The organism is Ruminococcus sp. (assembly GCF_017549005.1).
In the GTDB taxonomy this organism is placed as follows: Bacteria; Bacillota; Clostridia; order Oscillospirales; family Ruminococcaceae; genus Ruminococcus.
Window position 1 is genome coordinate 12,288 of the sequence record NZ_JAFYYT010000054.1, and the last position, 21,548, is coordinate 33,835.

The 21,548-nt window shown below is 48.1% G+C and carries 18 protein-coding genes; 3 read left to right on the plus strand and 15 right to left on the minus strand.

From position 1 onward, the window contains the following. Positions 1–269 precede the first annotated feature (269 nt). Positions 270–2,981 (minus strand): CotH kinase family protein, encoded by a 2,712-nt coding sequence (locus tag IKW96_RS13285; protein WP_296575818.1) that lies wholly within the window; start codon positions 2,979–2,981, stop codon positions 270–272. A gap of 434 nt (positions 2,982–3,415) precedes the next feature. After that, a complete protein-coding gene (locus IKW96_RS13290) occupies positions 3,416–4,840 on the minus strand; it encodes a sensor domain-containing diguanylate cyclase (RefSeq protein WP_296575821.1) in 1,425 nt (474 codons plus the stop codon). Positions 4,841–5,119: 279 nt separating this feature from the next. On the opposite strand from IKW96_RS13290, the gene IKW96_RS13295 reads away from it, so the two are divergent. Continuing rightward, positions 5,120–6,109 (plus strand): SGNH/GDSL hydrolase family protein, encoded by a 990-nt coding sequence (locus IKW96_RS13295; RefSeq protein WP_296575824.1) that lies wholly within the window; start codon positions 5,120–5,122, stop codon positions 6,107–6,109. A gap of 45 nt (positions 6,110–6,154) precedes the next feature. Here the strand turns inward: IKW96_RS13295 and IKW96_RS13300 are convergent, their stop codons facing one another. The 9 genes from IKW96_RS13300 to IKW96_RS13340 all read right to left on the minus strand — a co-directional run bounded on the left by IKW96_RS13300 (position 6,155) and on the right by IKW96_RS13340 (position 15,759). Continuing rightward, a complete protein-coding gene (locus IKW96_RS13300; protein WP_296575829.1) occupies positions 6,155–7,126 on the minus strand; it encodes a hypothetical protein in 972 nt (323 codons plus the stop codon). A gap of 304 nt (positions 7,127–7,430) precedes the next feature. Next, positions 7,431–8,369 (minus strand): hypothetical protein, encoded by a 939-nt coding sequence (locus IKW96_RS13305; RefSeq protein WP_296575834.1) that lies wholly within the window; start codon positions 8,367–8,369, stop codon positions 7,431–7,433. 231 nt (positions 8,370–8,600) lie between these two features. After that, positions 8,601–9,935, minus strand: coding sequence for a hypothetical protein (locus IKW96_RS13310; RefSeq protein WP_296575836.1), 1,335 nt, complete (start codon positions 9,933–9,935; stop codon positions 8,601–8,603). After that, the gene (locus tag IKW96_RS13315; protein WP_296575839.1) at positions 9,932–10,654 is read right to left on the minus strand and encodes a sigma-70 family RNA polymerase sigma factor; all 723 of its coding nucleotides are present in this window, start codon (positions 10,652–10,654) and stop codon (positions 9,932–9,934) included. The genes IKW96_RS13310 and IKW96_RS13315 overlap by 4 nt, the downstream gene beginning before the upstream one ends. A gap of 135 nt (positions 10,655–10,789) precedes the next feature. After that, positions 10,790–12,466 (minus strand): AMP-binding protein, encoded by a 1,677-nt coding sequence (locus tag IKW96_RS13320; protein WP_296575842.1) that lies wholly within the window; start codon positions 12,464–12,466, stop codon positions 10,790–10,792. Between the two features lie 39 nt (positions 12,467–12,505). After that, complete coding sequence (locus IKW96_RS13325; RefSeq protein ID WP_296575844.1) at positions 12,506–13,051, minus strand: cupin domain-containing protein; 546 nt, start codon at positions 13,049–13,051, stop codon at positions 12,506–12,508. Positions 13,052–13,199: 148 nt separating this feature from the next. Further along, positions 13,200–14,069 (minus strand): metal ABC transporter permease, encoded by an 870-nt coding sequence (locus IKW96_RS13330; protein WP_296575847.1) that lies wholly within the window; start codon positions 14,067–14,069, stop codon positions 13,200–13,202. Next, positions 14,062–14,784, minus strand: a complete 723-nt coding sequence (locus IKW96_RS13335; RefSeq protein WP_296575850.1) for a metal ABC transporter ATP-binding protein — start codon at positions 14,782–14,784, stop codon at positions 14,062–14,064. Before IKW96_RS13335 ends, IKW96_RS13330 begins: the two co-directional genes overlap by 8 nt. After that, the gene (locus IKW96_RS13340) at positions 14,785–15,759 is read right to left on the minus strand and encodes a metal ABC transporter substrate-binding protein (protein WP_296575853.1); all 975 of its coding nucleotides are present in this window, start codon (positions 15,757–15,759) and stop codon (positions 14,785–14,787) included. A gap of 206 nt (positions 15,760–15,965) precedes the next feature. Between IKW96_RS13340 and IKW96_RS13345 the strand changes: the two genes are divergently transcribed. After that, positions 15,966–16,430: a hypothetical protein gene (locus IKW96_RS13345; protein ID WP_295092276.1), complete on the plus strand. Its 465-nt coding sequence runs from the start codon at positions 15,966–15,968 to the stop codon at positions 16,428–16,430. 120 nt (positions 16,431–16,550) lie between these two features. Here IKW96_RS13345 and IKW96_RS13350 read toward each other — a convergent pair whose 3' ends face one another. Beyond that, complete coding sequence (locus IKW96_RS13350) at positions 16,551–17,975, minus strand: glycoside hydrolase family 16 protein (protein ID WP_296575856.1); 1,425 nt, start codon at positions 17,973–17,975, stop codon at positions 16,551–16,553. A 313-nt stretch (positions 17,976–18,288) separates the two neighbouring features. Here IKW96_RS13350 and IKW96_RS13355 point away from each other — a divergent pair, with 313 nt between their 5' ends. After that, positions 18,289–18,945: a hypothetical protein gene (locus IKW96_RS13355; protein WP_296575859.1), complete on the plus strand. Its 657-nt coding sequence runs from the start codon at positions 18,289–18,291 to the stop codon at positions 18,943–18,945. A gap of 103 nt (positions 18,946–19,048) precedes the next feature. On the opposite strand, the gene IKW96_RS13360 is transcribed toward IKW96_RS13355, so the two are convergent. Genes IKW96_RS13360 through IKW96_RS13370 form a run of 3 tightly spaced genes read right to left on the minus strand, consistent with a single transcriptional unit; the run spans position 19,049 to position 21,396 of the window. Continuing rightward, positions 19,049–19,579: a flavodoxin domain-containing protein gene (locus IKW96_RS13360; RefSeq protein ID WP_296575863.1), complete on the minus strand. Its 531-nt coding sequence runs from the start codon at positions 19,577–19,579 to the stop codon at positions 19,049–19,051. Between the two features lie 14 nt (positions 19,580–19,593). Beyond that, on the minus strand, positions 19,594–20,859 hold the full coding sequence (locus IKW96_RS13365) for an O-acetylhomoserine aminocarboxypropyltransferase/cysteine synthase family protein (protein ID WP_296575866.1): 1,266 nt from the start codon (positions 20,857–20,859) through the stop codon (positions 19,594–19,596). Between the two features lie 30 nt (positions 20,860–20,889). Then, the gene (locus IKW96_RS13370) at positions 20,890–21,396 is read right to left on the minus strand and encodes an HD domain-containing protein (RefSeq protein ID WP_296575870.1); all 507 of its coding nucleotides are present in this window, start codon (positions 21,394–21,396) and stop codon (positions 20,890–20,892) included. Between the last annotated feature and the right edge of the window lie 152 nt (positions 21,397–21,548).

The window sequence follows — 21,548 nt, forward strand, 5'->3', positions numbered from 1 at the left end:
GCGGACATATAAAAACCGCCGGGAAAGTAATTTTACCATTCAGTATTACGTTTTCGTGAAATGCGTCCGCTTTCTATATTAAATTATAACATGAGCAGGCTCGGATTGCAATGGGAAATGGAAAAAATGGGAGAAAAAAGCGGCAGTCCGAAACTGCCGCCGAAGAAGTGTAGATAAGGCGATAAACAAGCGGAGAAAAGAATATCGCCTGTATATCTGATATGTTTTTTGGATCTATATTGATTTTCTCAAAAATTTCCCTTTATATTTCAGTTATTTCCCTTTAAAAGCTCTTTCCTCATTGCGATTATGTCGAATACGTCTATTATTCCGTCCTCGCAGAGGTCAGCGTTCTTCCAGTTTGCAAGCTCCACGCTGTTGTCGGCTGTGAGCCATCTCTGCAGGAGCACCAGGTCTACAACATTGAATTCTCCGTCGGAATTTGCGTCGCCGCGGACGTCGGAGGTATAAACAGCCTCAACTGTAGCGTCAGATGTGAGCTTGAAGCTGATAGTTGCAGAAGTCTTATCGCCATCGGTTATCTGTGCGCCCTTGACTATCCAGTGTGAGAATGTGCGTCCCTCCTCGGGAACAGCGGTGATAGTCATATCGTAATCGGAGTGGTAATTGCCGCTCCAGCCGTCGGTCTTGCCGAGGTCGAGGGTGTTGAGCTTTATGCTGCCGTTGCCGGCGTGATTGCTGACGGTGAGCTTATACGGAGCAGCCGAGAGCTTTGCAGCGGAACGTGTAGTGCTTTCCGCATACGAATAGCGCTTTGAATAGAAATTGAGTACTGTGGATATAGCGCCGTCAAATCTGTTTTCTCCGCTTCCGCCTGAAAGGCTGTTTGAATTGAATCGTGCGAATGTATCGAGTACCTGCTGTCTGTAGTTGTTCTTATAGTAGTTGATAGTTTCTGCTGTTTTTTCTGTTGTGAAGTTGAAATTCGCAAGATCCATCATAGTTCTTGAGAAATCGAGCCTGAACTTATCGTTTTTCATGAGAGCTGTGAACATTTTGCCTATATCGCTGTTTGTGCTGCTGATACGTCTGTAGCAGTCGGCAGAGAAGGACTTGTCACTGCTGCCGTAAAGTCCCTGTCCCGACTCTGTATCGAAGAGTATCATTCTCCACTTTCCGTCTGCATAGGGATTGGTCTCGTCGATAGTGTCGGAGCGCCATGCGGTATAGTTTCTCTGCGGCCAGTCTGCGTTAGCCCAGTATATCTGAGCTGCAAAATAGTCCATGAAGCCCTGTACATCGACCTTATTGCAGAATTCGTCATAGGAAATGCTTCCGCCTGCAACGCCCTTGCAGAGCTCGTTCCAGTCGCTGAGGTCCTGCTCTGAGCCCTCATCGAGGTCGCCGTTCTTTATCATGGCTACGCTGCTTTTCTTAACGCCGTAGTGGGAGCTGAGATAGTCCTTGCCGATCTTTTCCATCATCTGATAAATGCCCCAGAACTCGCCGTCTATGAACACTATGCACTCGGTAGTAGCCTGATATGCAAAGGCTCTGTCGGTGATAAGGCTCTGATTTATGCTGTCGCGGAAGAAAGCGTAAGTATTGTCGTTTCCGCCGTTGCGGAGGACAAGACCGTCGTACTTCTTTATAGCCTTGCCATTTTTAGCCTTTGTAGCCTTGCCCGAGAAGAGGTCGTAGTCGAATTCGGGTGTGCCGTAGTCCTCACGGGTATAAACGGTGAAGCTTTTCTGCGGCAGGCTTCTTGAGTAGTTGCCCTTTATGCGGATACCCACGTTCTGCTCAAGGACCTTTTCGCCGTTGTCGAAGAGAGTGAATGAAGCCTCGCGCTCCCAGTCTCTGCCGCGCATTGTATAGTTTGCAGGCATTTCCCACGGATTGCCGGCTCTCTGACGGGGAACTCTGTTATCCTCGGGCTCCCTGTGCTCGGGACCGTTTTCCTCCTTGGGCTTTTCATCTTCCTTGGGACGTTCGCCCTCCTTTGGCTTGTCGTCCTCCTTAGGCTTGTCGTCAGGCTGCTGCTGACCGCCGTATGCCTGTCCGAGGCAGTATATACCGTTTTCATAGCCGAAAAGGTTATCGGGGTCTGTAACCAGTGAAACGACCTTCATTTTCGGATAATAGCCTGAATTCGTCTTGCCTATGAGATAAGTCTTTGTAACGGTATCGCTTATGCGACCCTCGCTGTCGACCGATACAGCGCGTATTACAGCAGCCTTGTCCACGGTGCTGCGCGGAGCTTCCGCTCTGCCGGGAACTATATCGGTACGTGCGCTCAGACGGTTCTGAGTGTCGGACATATCCTCAACGGTGATAGGTCCGGAGTACTTCTCGGACTCTGTGGTAGGGTCGCTTCCGTCAGTGGTGTAGTATATTGTGCAGCCCTCGTCGGCTGTGAGGGTAAGTGAGAAGCTGTTGTCATAGAAGCCGCTGTCCTGTGAAAAAGCAGGCTGGTGTACGGCATTGCTGCCCTCGGGAGCAGTATTTGTCTGTGCAGGAGTACATTTGAGGGTGTAGAACTCGCCGCTTCCGTCGGGATACTGTCCGTATGAGGCGTCCTCGGCAATTGAGCCGAAGGTGATAGTGTGAGCAGTTTTGCCCTGTGCGTCCGTGAGAACTATGGTCTCGCCCGAGGTGGAAAGTCCGAAGGGAGCTATTTTGCTGTCATTTGCAGCTGCGTCGCTGTCGCAGAAGACTACCAGTCTTTCGCCTGCCTTGATAGCCGTACCCTCGGGGAAGGTGTAAAGATAGGGCTTTTCTTCCTTGTCGGAAAGTCCCCAGCCCGAAATGTTAGCTTCCTGACTGCCGCTGTTGTACAGCTCTATCCAGTCGTAAAAGTTTCCGTCAGCAGCCTGATAGGTGCTGTTCTTGGCGCAGACCTCATTCAGTGTGACAGCTGCGCTGTCCTCGGCGTTTACAGGGAGATATGCAGCGGATTGCATTATTATGCCAAGGCATAATATCCCCGAAACGGTTTTGCTTTTGAAATGCTTTTTCATGTTTTCCTCCTATATTTACTATTCCTGCTTATAAAGCAGGTCTTTTTTACGTTTTGCTATTCTTTAAAATATTTATCTGTAATTATCTCTATTTATATAAAAGTATCTTTTAATTGCATAATAATTATATCATACGTCAGGCAGGGGATTCAACCGAAAAAAGGCAGATTTAGGGTAAAAAACGAGGATTTTCGCATGAACTCCGCGTTTTTTCTGCTTTTGACATAAGCCTGTACCGAGCTGTGCAGGAACTGTAGGATATAGCTGCAAAAAATAGTATGAGAGGGAATAGCCGCGTAAAAAATCTTCACAGTAAAGAATACGCAGCTGCCCCTCTCGGAAACGGTGTAACACGAGAGATTTTAATAAAAAAGAGCATGATAATTATTATCATGCCCTCATATAATTAAAACGAGAATTTTATTATGTAAAGATCAGCCCTTCCGTCTGCGGTCGGGGTGTTTTTCGTAGAACTGCTGCTTGTTTTTGTACATACTCTTATCGGCGTCGCTCATAGCCTTACGGATATCGCAGTCAACGTCGTCATAGCAGTAGCCGAGTGAAAAGCTGACATTTCCGTCGGTCTCCGAGTAATCGCTCAGCTTTTTCACGCGGTTTTCCAGCTCTTCACGGGAAATACCGGTGACTATAGCCATGAATTCATCGCCGCCTGCACGGTAGATCTCGCCGTCGAAGAAAACGTCCTTGAACACATCAGCTGCTGCTTTGAGCAGATTATCGCCTGCAACATGACCGCCGCTGTCGTTGACCTGTTTGAGACCGTTGAGGTCGGCATATACGACTGCAAGACTTTCCGGCTTGCTGCTGCTCTTTATGAGCTCGTCGATACGCTTGTTCATGGCGTTGCGGTTGTAAACGTCCGTCAGCATATCAACTGTGCTCATGGTCTCAAGCTGCTCAAGAAGCTGATTGTTCGCTATCTCGGAAGCCACGAAATAAGAGGTAGTCTCAAGTGTAGCACGTATCCTTACGGTATTCTCAGTATCGAAGTTTATCGCCCATATATAGCCGAGAGTTTCACCGTTGAAATAAAGGGGATAGAGAACTATGCTCTTTATCCCCGAATCCTCCATCGACTTGCACCAAACGGGATTTCTCTCGCGGAGGACCTCCATATCGCTCTCATTCTGGATTATAAGGCAGGTGCTGCCTGCGATAGTGTCCTTCCAGGTCTCGACAATACTGAAAAAGTCGGAGTAGTTGTTTTTTAGGTATTCTTCAACAGGAAGCAGTCCCAGCTCCAGAGCTGATGCGTCGCAGAGCACAGAGTACTCTCTCTCGCTGAAATCGGTAAGGAATATGCAGCATACCTGGGCTCCGCACATTTCGCGTATATCGGAGATTACCTCGTCCATAGTGTGTCTGAAATCATCGGTGCTGCGGAGCTTTATGCAGGTCTCAAGAACAGAAGCCGATACCGATGAATCTACATTGGACATACGCTTTGTGTCTGCTTCGGGGGTGAGTTCCTGAGTATATATACAGTAATAAGTATTCGGTTTGTCGGAGGTGATGGGTATCATATACATATCTACCCAGAATGGGTATCTTTCGGGGTGCATATATGTGTGGAACGTCTTTTTCAGCACCGCAGACGCATAGCAGGCGCTCTCGAAATTCAGATCCTTGGGGATATATCTTTCATAAGGTGAATCCGGCACAAATGTATTGTCCAGCATTTCCGCAAAGGCGATATTGTCGGGACTTTCTATAGAATTGACATACGGCTTATTGCCTGCAACTATACGGATGTTGCCGTAGCTTCCGTCGGGAAATACCTCCACGGAAATGATACAGGTCATTGGCTCAAAGCTGTCGGCAAGCGCTTGAAGATCCATAGCTTCACCTTCCGTTCTAAAATTACTTCGTTTATGATTATACCATATTTTTTTGTGATTGTCCAGCAGAATATGTTGAAAGTTACATTTTCTTTAAAAAAATCAAAATAAAGGAAATTGGCTTATGTAAGTATTATACCAAAAACACGTGTAAAAGTCAATCATATAACTAAAACTCCCCCTGCTTGTTGACTTTTCGGGCTGTATCTGCTACAATAGGGGAGTATCCGGTATGAGAAAGAGTTTATTGAACGCTTTTTCGGAAAAGAGGTCTTTAGAATGAAAAAAGCAGCCGCTTTTTTAGGTGCAGCCGCTATGGTGCTGAGCCTTGTTTCATGTAAAATGACAGTGACTCCCAAAAAGGAAGTCGTACATAATACAGAAGTTCCGCCGAAAATGATGTTCCTCGGTGACTCTGTCGCCGCAGGTTACGGACTTGAGGGCTATTCTGCCGACGATCTTTATCACTGCCGTTCCTATGCGAATATACTGAAAGAAAAATACGAAGCCGAGCTGGAGGGGGAGTGCGGCCACGAAATGGTGAACAAGGCTGTTTCGGGAGCTACGTCTGCCGATCTTCTCGCGCTTATACAGAGCGGCTCACTTGACGAGGATCTGATTGACAGCGACGCTGTGGTAATATCTATCGGCGGAAACGATATGCTTGAAATAATGCTCAACGCACTGAAAAATATGGGAATAACCGAAAATGGCGACTTCAAAGCTAAGGATATCGATGTTTTCAGTGCTGCCTCATCGCTTCTGAACATGGATAAGGACGTTGATGAAGCCCTTGTGCAGTTTGAGAAGAATATCAGGACTATATCCGAGGAGCTTTCCGAGAGGACGGACGGAACGGTATTTGTCCAGACTCTTTACGATCCGCTGGAGTCGCTAAGCAAATTCCACATGATAACGGATTTTTCCAACGAAAAGATCGGTAAGTTAAACAGTATGATCTCCGAGAACTCGCTTTACGGCTATAAGGTCATAGACGTTGCAGCAGATTTCAAAGGGAAGTCCGATACTCTCACGAATATCGGCAAGTTCGACATTCACCCCAACGCAGAAGGACACAGGCAGATTGCAGACGACGTTGACGCGGCATTCCGCGCAGCAGGTTTCAGCTATACTACCATAGAGTACGGCAAGAAGGAACTCACCGTGTACTGGAAAAGAGCTATATACGGCGGCTGTGCAGGACTTATAGCTCTGACCGCAGTTATTATCGGCGTAGTAGTACACAAAAAGAAGAAAAAGAAAGACTGAACATAAAAAACCGTAAGAAAGAAAAGCTTTCTTACGGTTTTGCATTTAACGCGGCATTTCCTGATCGGGAACGATAATAGCTCCGTTGAGACTGAGGTTTCTAAGGAAGATAAGTCTTGCCTGATCCACACATTCGGGCTTTACCATGTAATAGAGGTAATGCTCCATCAGGTTGAACATATCGAAGGTCCTGCCCTCTATCTTGAACTGACTGAAGCCCATAGGAACATACTTGTTCCAGATATCGTCGGGAGTTATATGGGTACTGAGCGACTTTATGTCGAAAAGGCTCCTGTGCTCGCATTTACATTCAAATACAGCCTTTGCCTCGGGGTGTTCCTTTGCGAATTTATCGGAATCGAAGGGCGCATTGGGGTATTTTCTTACGTGGTTGGCATAAGCTATCTGCTCGAGACCTATGGTCTGATAGTGGAGAGAGCGGTTAGCGCAGCCCGGATTGCAGCAGGCGTTCACAAGTATCTCGCATTTTCCCTTATCCGGTATCTTTTCAAGGACATCGAACCTGTTGTTGAGGTCGTAGTCGATGACTACGATATGATAGTCCTTTTCAACCTCCTCATAGAGCTTTTCGGGCTCGGTTATTCTCTTGCAGGTTGAGCTTGTAAGCTTGAAATTTGGATAGGTCTTTCTTATGTAGTCCTCAAGGATCGGGGACATAACGATACATTCGTTCATGCCGTTGTCAGCGATATGCATTACCATGTTGCAGAATTCGTCGCTGAGATGCTTTTTTTCGATCATAGGGTTTGTGAATGTGAAGCGGAGCGGTATTCCCTTGCCGTTGAAGTACTTTGTAACGCCTCTTACGAAGTCCTTCTGGCACATACCGTGCATAACACGTCCGCCGTTCCATAATGAGGGCGGAAAAATGCCGTAGATTGAAGCTATCTCAACTCCCTCGCGGAAAAGCTCGGGGCTGTTTTCGAGCATTGTAAGAAAAACCGAGTTGAATTTGAAAAGCCTTGCAAAATCAGGCAGATGAAACCTTACTTTCATTGGGATTCCTCCTTGAATAAGCCTAAGGAAAGGCAAAGTTATTAAGTAATAATATTATAGCATAAAATACAGGAAAAAGCAACAATCGCGGAGAAAACGCAAAAAAAAGCGCCGCAAAAAACAGCTTGCGGCGCATCCTTTTATCATATTCAATCTTGATATCCGCGCTTTTACCGAGATGTGCAGATATCAGGCGGGTAAAAGGGGGTAAAAGAGGATAAGGGGATTGGGATTGGATTGTTTGATGATCTGCCCTTCGGGGAAAACCTTTGCAGGCAAGGGCAGATCAGAAGTATTAACTTGATTATTCAGCGTCAGCCTCAGCAGCAGCCTCAGTTGTTTCCTCAGCTACAGCCTCAGTTGTCTCTTCAGCCTCTGCCTCAGCAGCCTTGAGAGCTTCTCTCTCCTTAGGTCCGAGGTGCTCGTGAGCAGGTCCCTTAGGAGCCTCAGGAGCTACAGGAGGAACAGGAGGTGCCGGAGGTGTAGGAAGCTCGCCGTCCTCAGGAGCTACAGGAGGTGCCGGAGGTGTAGGAAGCTCGCCGTCCTCAGGAGCTACTGGCGGTACAGGAGGCTCAGGCTTGTTCGGATTTACAAAGTGAACGTCAGCGTGAACGTCCTTAGCGTTGAGGATCTTCTCCATTGTGTCTTCGTCGATGAAGTCGATCTTGCTGAGATCTACCTTATCGCGGAACTGCATGAAGAGATCTGTGAGCTCGAGGTGTACAGGGCCGAGGGGCTTTGTGGGCTTCTCGATATCCTCTGCGTCCTCAGCTTCTTCAGCTTCCTCAGCCTCAGCTGCCTCTTCGTCAACCTCAGGCTTTTCGATGTCCTCAGGAGGAACAGGCGGAACCGGCTTCTCGTTAGCGTGGAAGTGAACGTCTACCTTCTCGATCTGATCCCAGTTCTCGAGGATAGTATCTGTAAGAATATCAATGCTGTTAGCATCGATGAAAGTACGGATCTGGTCGATGAACTCTGTTACATCGAGGATTACAGGAGGCTCCGGAGGAACAGGCTTCTCTGCTTCGTCGAGTTCTGCATCAGGAACGATGAGCTCTGGTGCTTCAACTTCTACTGCTTCCTCAGCAGCTTCTTCTTCTGCAACGTCCTCAGCAACTGCTGTGATAGCAACAGCTTCTTCAGTTGTCTCTGCTTCCTCAGCAGCAAATGCGTTGAGGCTCATAGCTGAAGCCATTACTGACATAGCAGCTATTGCAGCAAGAATGTTCTTTTTGCTTTTCATAGGTAATTACTCCTTTTTGATAAATTTTCTCCGCATGGGAGATATAAGCTTTATTTGCTTTATGTTAACAGTTTACGGAGTCCGTTTTATAAAAGTGGGGTAATTATGAATTTTTTTGGAAAAAATCCAAATATTTTTTTTGAAGCCCCTGAAGTCGGCTGTTTTTCGGCACAGAAACAGAAAAGACATTGCTGTGCAATGTCTTTTCTGCTTATAGTAATTCATGTTTTCTTAGGGAAGGGAAACAGGGGAAACAGAGGGTTGGGTATTAGGGCAGGATACTTCCGTCCCGGGCAGTGCATCCCGTGGGGTATCCTTTTTCACATCACCTGGCATTACCCGTTCAATTGAGAATCTGAATGCAGGCGAAGGTTCCCTGACGCTTTCCGGTTTTATTTCTTCTGCGGGGGCAGGAGAAAGCGCTTCGGGTGTCTCAGGCTTATCCTGAGGAGTTTCCTTTGCTTCGTCGGAAGACAGAGACGGGAACTCGTTTTCGGGCAGTGCTTCCCGATTTTCTTCTATAATGACCGCGTCCTGCACATGAGGGGCAGGTGCGGGAAGAAGCGGCTTTATTTTTTCCACTGCCTCGCGGGTTATCTCAATGATGCCGTTGTTATCCCTGAGAACAAAGTGATTATTGTTGGCAGGTTCAGCAGGAGCGGCAGGTTCCGCAGGCTTAGGAGGTTCAGCCTTGTTGTCATCAGGCTTGGGAACAGCCTTTTCTCCGCTCTTGATCTCGGGCTTTGCGGGCTCGGGTGCAGGAGCTTCGGGAGTATCGTGAGCCTCAGGCTTTTTGGGAGCCTCGGGCTGTGACGGTGCAGCAGGAGCTGCGCCGTTATCGGGCTTCGGAGTTTCGGGAGCCTTGACCTCCTCCTGAGGAGGCTTTGGAGCTTCGGGAATATTTCCCTTATCCTCATGGACCTTCGGAGCTTCGGGAGCCTTGTCGTCCTTGTGCTTCGGGCCGTCGGGCTTGGGAGCCTCCGGCTTTGCAGGCTCGTGAGGCTTTGGAACACCGAATTCATAGACGTTTACCTTAGTATCCGTAATGCCGTTTTCAAATTCTTCCTTGAAGATATTGTATTCGTCGGCGTCGGTCTTTATAAAGATGTTGACAACGTCATCTTCGGTGTTGAGACCCTGTGATTTTTCCATATCAAGGATCTCGTTTGCAGCGGTGAGCTTATCCTTGCCCTTGCCGTTGTAGTCCCTGAGGAGCTCGTCAGCCGTGGCGTCGCCGCCGCTGAGGTGAAGAACTTCTCCCTTTATGTTAAGATCCATTCGTATATTTGTTTTAGCAGATATCAGGACGGTAGAGTGAGTTTTGAAATTACGTGTATAATAGAATGAACCTGCTGAAACTGCTATCGCGAGACAAGCGGCGGCTGCGGCAAATCTTGTAACGTAGAAGCTTATCCGTCTTTCCTCCTCGGCTCCGTATTCCATGAGCACGGGAGCAGTAACGGTCTGTCCTACGGTGTATCTGAGATTTGCAGCTTTCATGTAGCGTGCTTCCTCGTCCATTAGTACAGCATATCCTTTGTGACATTCCATAACGATGTATTTCATTTGTTTTCACCACCTTTTAATACTTGCATGATATGGCCGCGCATTATCTCGTATCCGTTGGTGCATATGAGCAGAACGGCGACAAGGTAGCGTCGGTGCCTTTCAAGAGACTTTCTTTCCACATTTGCTCCCTCTGCTATTCTTGCAAGGGGAACGCGTTTAGTTCTCAGAAAGTCATCGAGGATCTCAGGATTGTTTCTTGCGTAATAAACAGCTTTCTGGCATATCTCCAGTGTACGTCGCTGCCGCGGAGAATTCTCCGCAACATCGTCCATAGTCACACCAAAATCCTTCATTTGGGCTGAAAGCTCTTCGATCTCCTGCTTTGTTGCGTCTCTTAGTTCGTTTTCTGCGTAATCATCGTGTTCGTCTCGGATCGTTTCTTTCAGGTCTGTTTTATCATCTTCACTTACGTCCAGGGATATTTGACCTTTATTTCTCTTTTCTTTACGGTAGTTATCTATCAGGCGATTTTTTATTTGTAAAGCGGCGAATTTCAAAAAAGAGCCGCGTAATCTTGAATAATTCTTAATAGCTTCATAGAATGCGAACATCGCAATGCTGAGTTCGTCATCGCTCTGATCGGGCGGACGGTTGAGAAACTTGGAAGTTTCAGACTTAATAAAGGGCATATAAGCAGATATGAGCTCATCTGCTGCGTGGCTGTCCTTTTTTGCTCTGTAGACCTGGGATATGATTTGATGTACATCAGAAGTCATATTTGCCACCCCCCAATATTACTTATAGTTTACGCAGCCCGCACATCAAAAACGGGGTGCTTTGGCGGAAATTCAAAAAAATTTCAGAATTTTTCAAAAAAAGCCCGAACAGCAGGGTCCGGGCGTTAAGTTTTGTTACTTTGCGGAGTTTTCCTCGTCCTGGTGACGTATCTGAGCGCGCTTGATCTTGCCGCCGAGAGTCTTCGGGAGCTCCTTTACATATTCTATTACACGGGGGTACTTGTAAGGCGCAGTTTCGTGCTTTACGTGATCCTGAAGCTCCTTTGTGAGCTCGGGTGAAGGAGTATATCCCTCTGCAAGTACGACAGTAGCCTTTACTACCTGACCTCTTATGGGGTCGGGAGCGCCTGTGATAGCCGATTCAACAACGGCAGGGTGGGTGAGGAGAGCGCTCTCTACCTCGAATGGTCCGATACGGTAGCCCGAGCACTTGATAACGTCGTCGTTTCTTCCCACGAACCAGTAATAGCCCTTGGAATCGCGCCATGCAACGTCGCCTGTGTCGTAATTCTTACCGCCGAGAACGGCTTCCGTGAGCTCGGGGTTCTTGTAGTAGCCGCAGAACAGTCCTGTAGGACGCTCCTTGTCTATGCCGCATACCATGATGCTGCCCTCTTCACCGTCGTCAGCCTCAGAGCCGTCGGGACGGAGGAGGTGGATATTGTAAAGCGGTGAGGGCTTGCCTGTTGAGCCTGGTTTCGGGTCTATCCACGGGAAGTTTGCGATGAGAACGGTTCCCTCTGTCTGACCGAAGCCCTCGCGCATCTTCTTGCCCGTGAGCTCATATATACGGTTGAATACTTCGGGATTGAGGGGCTCGCCTGCGTTGCAGAAGTTCTGAATGGAGGAAAGATCGTACTTTGTCATATCCTCCTGGAGCATGAATCTGTACATAGTAGGCGGAGCGCAGAATGTTGTCAGCTTGTAGTGGCTTATTACCTCAAGTATATCCTTTGCGTTGAATCTGCCGGTGAAGTCATATGCGAACTGTACGGCGCCGCAAATCCACTGTCCGTATATCTTTCCCCAGCCGAACTTAGCCCAGCCCGAGTCGGATATTGACATATGGAGCTTGTTCTCCTGTACCTGGTGCCAGTACTTCGCGGTAACTATGTGACCTAACGGGTGTGCGAAGTTGTGACATACCATCTTCGGCATACCTGTTGAGCCCGATGTGAAGTAGATGAGCATGGTATCGGTAGCCTTTGTAGCCTGATCGTCTGTGGGACGCTCGAAGGTGTCGGGATACTTTGCTATCTCGTCCTCGAAGTAGTCCCAGCCCTCGCGCGGTTCTGCAACGGCTATCTTCTTGCGGAGAGTCTTTATCTCGGGAGCGGCTCCGTCGATCTGACCGCGTATGTATTCGTCGTCGCAGGCGATGATAGCTGATATCTCAGCCATATTGCCGCGGTAAGCGATATCGTGAGTAGTGAAAAGTAGATTTCCGGGGATAAGAATGACTCCCAGCTTATGGAGAGCTGTGGCTATTACCCAGTATTCCCAGCGGCGGCGCAGTATAAGAAGGACTACATCGCCCTTTTTCAGACCGAGACTGCGGAAGTAGTGGCAGGTCTGGTTTGAAAGCTTTGATATATCCGTAAAAGTAAAGGTCTTTTCCTGTTTGTCGTGGCTGAGCCATACGAGAGCCTTTTTCTCGGGCTCCTGTTTTGCCCATTCGTCAACGATATCCCAGCCGAAGTTAAAGTCTTCGGGAACATTTACGCGGTAGTTTTCCTTGAAATCCTCGTATGAATCAAATTCTATACGAGGAAGGTATCGGTCTAAAAGCATGATATTAAGAACTCCTTTTTATTAGCCGAAGGCGGCTTATTATTCAGCGATCATAGTAAGGAATCTTGCCTTTGAATCGCCAACGCAGCGCTGTCCGTGAAGATAAGTCGGATTGAAGTAAATAGAGTCTCCCTCGTTGAGGATTATCTCCTGATCCTCAAATACTACGGCAACAGTGCCCTTGAGGACGAGGTTGAACTCCTGACCTGAATGTCTTACGAGCTTTGCAGGCTCATCGGAGGGTTCAAGTGTGACTAAAAGAGGCTGCATTACCTTATCGGCATAGCGGAAAGCAAGATCCTTGAAGCGGTAGCCGGGGAAACGGCTTATACTTCTGCCCTTACCGCGTCGCACGACCTGGAAAGTGTCGATACGGCTGGGTTCGCCTGTGACGAGCTCATTAAAATCGACTCCGAATTTATTTGCGATCTCATAGATGACGCTTATTGGAAAATCTCCGTTCTGTTCATAGCCTGCATACTGCTCGACTGAAAGTCCGAGTTCCTGAGCAAGCTTTTCCTGTGTGTAGTCGCACACCTCACGCAGTTCTTTGATACGTGCTGCGATCTCATTGATGGTTTCCATAGCGCAACCTCCTTTATGAAAATTAAAGTATACATTAGTAATGATATCATATTTTATGCTGTTTTGTCAAGATAGGCGCCGATTTATGATAAAGAAAACACTTTCACGTTTAAAAGTGAAAGTGTTTTGACGTTTTTAACAAAGCTGTTTATCTTCCGCGCTTCAGCACGGCGGAAATGATACAGAATATGAAGAATACAGTGATATCTGCGGAAACTATGGTGGAGCCCACAGGAGTTTCGGCGAGTATAGAGATTATTATGCCGAAAAACGCGCATAGCAGGGATATCACCACAGAGCAGATTATAACGCTGCGGAAGCTCTTGAAGACTCTCATTGCAGAAAGCGCAGGGAAGATTATTAGAGCCGATATCAGCAGCGAGCCTACGAAGTTCATGGCTATTACGATTATCACCGCAATGACCACCGCAATGAGCAGATTGTACATATCCGAGCGTATTCCCGTAGCCTTTGCGAAGCTCTCATCGAAAGTAACGGCGAATATCTTATTGTAGAATACAAGGAACACGGTAACGACGATGACCGACATAGCAATGCAGATCCACACGTCCGCAGGTTTGAGAGTGAGTATAGCAGTGGAGCCGAAAAGCGTGCTGCACACATCGGCGGTAACGTTTCCCGAAGTTCTGCCGATACCTTTTCTTGCGGCGATATTCATGAGCATATAGCCGAGAGCGAGAGCTCCCACCGATATCATGGCAACTGCCGCGTCGCCCTTAATCTTTGTGTTGCTGCCTGTTCTCAGCAGCAGAACTGCCGAAACTATGGTGACAGGCATGATAATGAGCATATTGTTGGTTATCCCTGTCACAGTGGCGACTGCCATTGCGCCGAATGCAACGTGTGAAAGACCGTCGCCTATGAACGAGAAACGCTTCATTACAAGTGTAACTCCCAGCAAAGAGGAGCACAGAGCGATAAGAAGTCCCACAATAAGGGCATATCTTACCACGGGGAGCTGAAATGACTGATGAAGCTTTGCAAACAGGTCACTCACTGTCCTCACCTCCCATTACAGAGATGAACGCCTGACCTATCCTGCTGGTCATGTAGTCCTCTTTAGTTCCGAAAAACAGCTGTTTTCTGCCGATGTGGAGTATATGCGTGGCGTACCTCACAGCTGCGTTCATATCGTGTGAGACCATTATGACGGTGATACCGTCTTTTTTGTTGAGACTGCCGATAAGCTCGTACATCTCGTTTGTAGCTTTCGGGTCGAGACCTGTTACAGGCTCGTCCAGGAGTATCATCTTCCTTGCCGCACAGAGAGCTCTCGCAAGGAGGACTCTCTGCTGCTGACCGCCCGAAAGCTCGCGGTAGCAGCGCTTTGTGAGGGGCTCTATCTCAAGTCTCCTCATCATGTCGTGAGCGAGCTTCTTCTCTTCCTTATTGTAAAAGGGGCGCAGACCGCAGCGGTTCATGCAGCCCGAAAGCACGATCTCGCGCACCGAGGCAGGGAAGTCTCTTTGTACCATAGTCTGCTGCGGGAGATATCCTATCTCGTTCTTGCCAACTTCTCCGCAGAGCTCGACTTTTCCGTCAAGGGGCGCTCTCAGACCGAGCAGAGCCTTTATAAGCGTACTTTTTCCCGAGCCGTTCTCGCCGACTATGCAGAGGTAATCGCCGCTGCTCACGGTGAAATTCAGACCTTTTGTGATTACGTCGCCCTCGTAGCCGAGAGAAACGTTCTCACATCTAAGCAATGCACCCATTTATCCAAGCACCTTCTTCAGAGTTTCCAGGTTTTCTTCCATTAACGATAAATATGTAACGCCTGACTCAACGTCCTTCTGAGTTACGGACTGCAGGGAGCTGAGCTTTTCGATAACGGCGTTCTTGCTATCTGAGTTGTCGATTATCGACCTTGCGATGGAGTCGTCGGAGTTTTCCAGTATGAACACCGTTCCGAGTTTAAGCTCGTCCAGCTTGCCTGCAAGGGTCGCAATGGTCTCAAAGCTTGCGTTGGTCTCGGCGGAGCAACCTGCAAAGGCGGCATAGTAGTCGATATCGTAGTCGTCAACAAGATAGCGGAACGGGAAACGGTCGCCCACAAGTATAGTCCTTACGTCGGAGCTTTCAGCCATTTCCGTATATTTTCCGTCAAGAGCTTTCAGTTTTTCCTCATATCTGTCAAGATTTGAGCGGTAAGCGTCTGCATTTGACGGGTCGGCTTCACAAAGGCTTTCGCATATGCTGCTGCAAAGGACTTCTGCGTTTTTCAGCGAGAGCCATATATGCTCGTCGTATTCGATACCCTCATCGTGTTCCTCGTCCTCGTCGGACTCCATGCCCTCTTTGGTCTCTTCTTCTTTCAGTCTCTGACCGAGAGCGTCAAACAGCCTTAAAACCTTAATGTCCTTGTTCCTGACATTCCCAATGGCGTCGTCCACCCATGTCTCGGACTCGCCGCCCGAGTAGATAAAAACGTCACAGTCTGAGATAGTGAGCATATCCTGAGTACTTGGCTGATAGTTGTGTATATCCACGCCGCTGCCGAGAAGATATGTGATATCGGCGCTGTCAGTGCTGCCTATGATATTCTTTGTCCAGTCGTATTCGGAGAAGTTGGTGCAGACGATACTGAGCCTGCCGTCGTCGGCCTTGCGGCTTTCCGCACAGCCGCTCAAAGAAGCAGCCGCGATAACCGCAGCTGCCATAAAAAATAAAGCTTTTCTAAGCAAATCCATGTCATGAGCTCCTGATATTTGAATTTGATAATCATTTTCAATTTATATTATACTTTATTTAAAAGCTTCTGTCAATAGTCATGAGTTAATTTCATATAACTCGGCGGATAAAATGAAAAAACGATGATTTTTTCGGCGATATACTTGACAATGTGAGTAATTTCATGTATAATATCCTTGTAAATTTGATATAGGGGGGCGGTATTATGCCGAAAAACACAAAAGACAAAGAGCTCGACAAAATGTACAAGGATCTCCTTGAGACAAGGAACGGAGCTCGTTCATCATCAAAAAGCGAAGGAAACCGACTGCTTACATTCTTCATAGGACTTCTTCTGCTTGGCGGCGGCCTGTTCATGATATTCCAGAATATCGTGGTAGAGAGTTCGTGGGGACTTGGCGGATATTTCTTCAGGATAGGCAGTATAGGACTTCCCAACGGACTGATAATGCTTCCTATAATCGCAGGAATTGCAATGCTTTTCCTTATGGACAGGAAGATATTCGGCTGGGTGGTACTGTCGATAGGAATAGTTATCGTACTTCTCAGCGTAATGCTGACCACACATCTGAGATGGCGCAGCACCAATGCTTACGTATTCATAGTCATGTTCGGCATGGTTGCGGCAGGTGGCGGAATGGTTCTCAGAGAGCTTTTCAGAAAAGACTAAGAACAAAGGACGTACCTTTCGGGTACGTCCTTTTTAATGCGTAATAAGGTATCGGCTTGCGCCGACGGAGCTGAACTAAAAACAGGCAGAAGGAGTTTTTCTTCTGCCTGTTTTCGCATATTATGTCCATGAGATATTGTAAAGCGTCACTTCATGCGCTCCGAGAGAAGCGGCATTGTCGATATTTCCCAGCTGGAACTTTATATCCGCCGCCATATCGGCTGCAAAGGTGACATCGAAGCTGAAATGCTTCTTCTCTGGAGTTATCTCCACTTTTTCATCGAGATAGCGCGTGTAGGAGCTGTCCTCGGCAGTGACCACCATATTTCTCGGGACAGTTGAGCTCACATCGAATGAAAGGGTGTGTTTTTCGCCTGCCTTTACCTCACGCGAGCGGAGAAGTCCCATAACTGCGTACTCAAGCTCGCCTGCGTTTTTGATATCCACAACGGTACAGCCCTCCTTGTTGACTACGGAAGCCTCAGCGCCCTCGATATAATTATCGAGGGAAAGGGAAGTCATCTCCGTAGGACTGAAATCAGAGCCTTTTTTCTCATAGACCCTGACGTAGTCGATATCGAAGTGCTTCTCGCCGTCGGCAAATGTGGCAGGTTCAGCGTAAATACCGTCGATACCGTCGAAGTGACCGCCCACTGCAAGGTTGAGTATCACATAGAAATTCTGGTCAAAGGGGGCAGGGTAGCTGAAGCCCTCGGAGTACCAGTCCGACTGAGTGCTGTACAGGGCGCCGTCCACGTACCAGCGTATCTCGCCGCGTTCCCATTCGATGCTGTAGGTATGCCAGTTCTGAGTACCGTCGCCGTTTTTGAAGATATAGTCGTTGGTGAGGTAGGTATTGTTCGGCCATGCACCGCCGAAGTGTATAGTTCCGCAGATCTTGTCGGGAGTGCTGCCCCAGCCTTCCATTATGTCTATCTCGCCTGATGAAGCCCAGCCGCCGTAAGCGCTGTCTTCGGGGAGCATCCATATGGCAGGCCACAGTGACTTGCCCGAATCGCACCTTGCGCGGACTTCGATCTTTCCGCCGCACACCGAGAATTTATGCTGAGTATTTATCCTTGCCGAGGTGTAGTCGTAGCTGCCCTGCTTTTCGTCAACCCAGCTCTCCTTACGGGCGGCAATGGTAAGGATACCGTCCTTTACCGCAGTATTCTGCGATGTATAGAACTCCTGCTCGTTGTTGCCCCAGCCGTTGGTTACGTAGTTTCCGCTGTCGTCGAGCTTCCAGTTGCCCAGTTCGTATGACCACTTGCTCTCGTCGAGCCTGTCGCCGCTGAACTCGTCGCTCCAGATGAGCTCATAGTCATTATCCGCGGAGCGTTCCGTCTCATTACCAAGGAGAAAGCTGCCGAGAACGCGGAGCTCCTCTGCGGAAGCGCCTTTTTTTCTTGCGCTTACCATGTCGAATATATCAACGATACCGTCACCGTTGAAGTCAGTTTTTGGACTGCCGCCCGCATATGCCGGAAATGGCACGGAAGCAAGAAGCAGCGCCGCAGCTGTCAGTATTTTCAAGGCTTTCATGATTACCTCCGTATCTGTAGTGTATTGCCGTGCTTTACGACTTAATTTTAGCATTAAAACAGGGCAAAGTCAAGAAATATCTCTCTGAACTATGTACAAAATTACTGCTTTTCGTAGCAAAACTAATGAATAAAGACTGCATTTCGGCGACTTTTTCAAATCATGCTTGCAATCGGGCAGACACCGTGATATAATGTATCGTGTCGCAGGAATGGGATTTCCGGCAAATTTTCGGAAATACCCCGAAAAACGGAAAGCTCCTGCGTAAACTATAGACGTTTGGAATAATAACGATCCTATTGGAGGTCATTTTATGAAGAAAATTGTAACGTCAATAGCTGTCTGCTCACTTGCGGTATGTGCTTTTGTATCGTGCGGAAGCAAGTCCGAGAGCAAGAAGAAGTCTGCCGACATTGTCGGTAAATGGGCGCTCAGTGGAGTTGACAATCAGGAAGTCGAAAGCGCGGGACTCATCTTCCATGAAAACGGAAAGGGTTCCATGTATGAGGACGCCTCATCAATGTTCCACTTTGAGGACGAGGGCTTCAGCTTGGGCGGTTCTGTAATTTCCAACGATTACGTAAAGGAAGAGGGCGACACCGTTACGGTAGACGTAATGGGCGAGCAGATCCTCGTTATGAAGAAGCTTGGCGGCAATGACGGCTACTACGGAAAATACACTCTTGAGGGCGGCAAGCTTTACGACAACTTTGCCGACAGCATGAAGGAGGAGACCGAAAAGAACGGCAAGCCTCTTGACATCACACTTAATTTTGAAGGTCCTCACAGCGAGCTTATCTTCAACAACATATTCACATATACAATCGACGATAAGAAGCTCAATATCTCAGGCTCTTCCGCAATATTCAACAGCGACGGAAGCGCTATGTCGGGAGATTACACCATAAAAGGCGACACTCTCACAATCACTGACTCAAAGAAGACAGACACTCTTACAAGAGTCAAGTAATCATACATCAAAAAAACAGGCAGATACGTACAGGTATCTGCCTGTTTTGCTGTAGCGGAAAAAAGCAGGCTGAAGAAGGCGCTCTTCTTCAGCCTGTTCTGAATTATCCTTTAATATAAGCCACAATAGGCTCGATATACTTTTTATCGCTGAAGTCGCAGGACGAGGCGACGTGTTCTATCATAGCCTTGTCGGTTTCGGACTTGTTCTTCTTGCCCTTGAGCATAGCCGCAAAGGTCTTCATGAGCATTTTCGAGCCGAAGGACATCTTTTCGTAGCAAAGGCCGCCTACGCAGTAGAAAGCTTTTGCGACCTTCTTCTGCTCGTCGGTGAGCGTTTTGTCGAGAATGCCCTGTATTCCCGAGTACTCGGCAGGACTTGCTCCCACGCCGAATATAGCCAGCTTTTTGCCCTTCCACTTGTCAAGTCTCGAGGTGAACCAGTCGGCCTTTGCGATCTTTTCCATAGACAGCCAGCTGCCGAAGATTATGGCGTCGAAGTCATTGAAGAAGCTGTCCTCCTTTTTGGAGGCTTCCTTCATGGTAATAGTCGTGCCGCCGAGAGCTTCGGCAAGCCATTCGGCATATTTCTGCGTGAAGCCCGTCTGCGAGAAGTATACTATCAGAGTTTTCATTGTTTATCACCTGTTCAGATAGCTGCGAAAGCCTGCTTGAGGTCGTCGAGGATATCGTCGATATTTTCAAGGCCAACGGAAAGTCTGATAAGACCGCCGTTTATGCCGCAGGCAACGAGCTGCTCGTCTGTGAGCTGACGGTGAGTTGCACTTGCAGGGTGGAGCACACAGGTGCGGATATCTGCAACGTGTACTTCATTGGAAGCAAGCTTGAGTGAATCCATGAACTTGATAGCGGTATTTCTGCCGCCCTTGATGATGAACGAGATAACGCCGCTTGTACCGCCGGGGAGGTACTTCTTTGCGAGCTCGTGGTACTTGTTTCCGGCAAGACCGGGGTAATTTACAGACTCTACCTTATCGTTTGCCTCGAGGAACTCAGCAACGGTCTTAGCGTTCTCGCAGTGCTGCTTCATACGGATAGGAAGTGTCTCAAGGCCGAGATTGAGGTAGAATGCGGACTGAGCTGAAGGATAGCAGCCGAAGTCTCTCATGAGCTGCATTCTTGCCTTGATGATGTAAGCAGCCTTGCCGTAAGCCTTTGTGTAGACAGTGCCGTGGTAGCTTTCATCGGGCTCTGTGAACTCGGGGAACTTGCCGTTTGTCCAGTCGAAATTGCCCGAATCAACGATAACACCGCCGCCCTGAACAGCATGACCGTCCATGTACTTTGTGGTGGAGTGGATAACTATATCGGCTCCGTACTCGAAAGGTCTGCAAAGGATAGGGGTAGGGAATGTATTGTCGATGATGAGCGGAACGCCGTTCTTGTGAGCGATATTTGCGAACTTTTCTATATCGAATACAGAAAGTGCTGGATTTGCGAGAGTTTCGCCGAAAACAGCCTTGGTGTTCGGCTTGAAAGCAGCCTGTATCTCTTCCTCCGGGGCGTCGGCGTCAACGAAAATGCACTCGATGCCAAGCTTCTTGAGGGTGAAAGCGAAGAGATTAACGGTACCGCCGTAGATAGTGGCTGCCGATATGAAGCTGTCGCCTGCCTTGAGGATATTGAGCAGTGAAAGAAGCGAAGCTGCCTGACCGCTGGAGGTACACATAGCTCCGACGCCGCCCTCGAGGGCATTGATCTTTTCCTCAACTGCCATAACGGTGGGGTTCTCAAAGCGTGAGTAGATAAGGCTCTTTGTAGGATCATCGAATACAGCGGCAACGTCGTCTGTTGAGTCGTATACGTAGGTAGTGCTCTGAACAATAGGCACTACTCTCGGCTCTGTATTCTTTGGGGTGTAGCCTGCGTGCAGGCATTTTGTTTCGATTTTCATTATAGTGTGACCTCCGTCGTAAAATATATGTTACTGCGGTCTCCTGCGGACTATCTTCTGCACCCTGGGGACGCAGAATTCCAGGACAGCGCAATACTTGTCGATTATCGTGATTATGTATGTCTCCTTGTAGCTTGGCTTTGGCCTTGTCATGGGCCACATATGCTTTTCTATCATATCCCGTTCGAGTCTGGTGACAGACGTTATCTTCGCGGCGTTGGCGCAGGCTTCCAGCGAGTGCTTTCTGCTGTGTGAAGCCTGACCCTTCGACTTTGTGGAGTTGTACTCCTTGCGGTCGTAATAGAAAAGGTCGTGCATAAGCCCTGCTCTTGCGGCTGAACGCGCATTGAGGCTGAGCTTCCTGCAAACTACATAGCTGTAGTATGAAACGTTAATGCAGTGCTGGAAACGGGTAGTGGAGACATGATGGGTAATGGATTTCAGCTCCTGTATCTGTTTGCTTTCTATTATATCGCTGACGCAGTCATAGTAGCTGTTATCCGTCAGTTCTTTTGCTGAGCAAATGGCTTTGAGCATAGAGCAAAGCCTCCTTTATATAATGATTCCCTCTCATTATACAGTCATGCCGTTATTGATATTATACAATATCTCAGAGCAAAAATCAATACAGATAACAAAAAAACTCATTATATTCATATGCAGCGCCGCAGAGAGCGCATCGAGCCTCA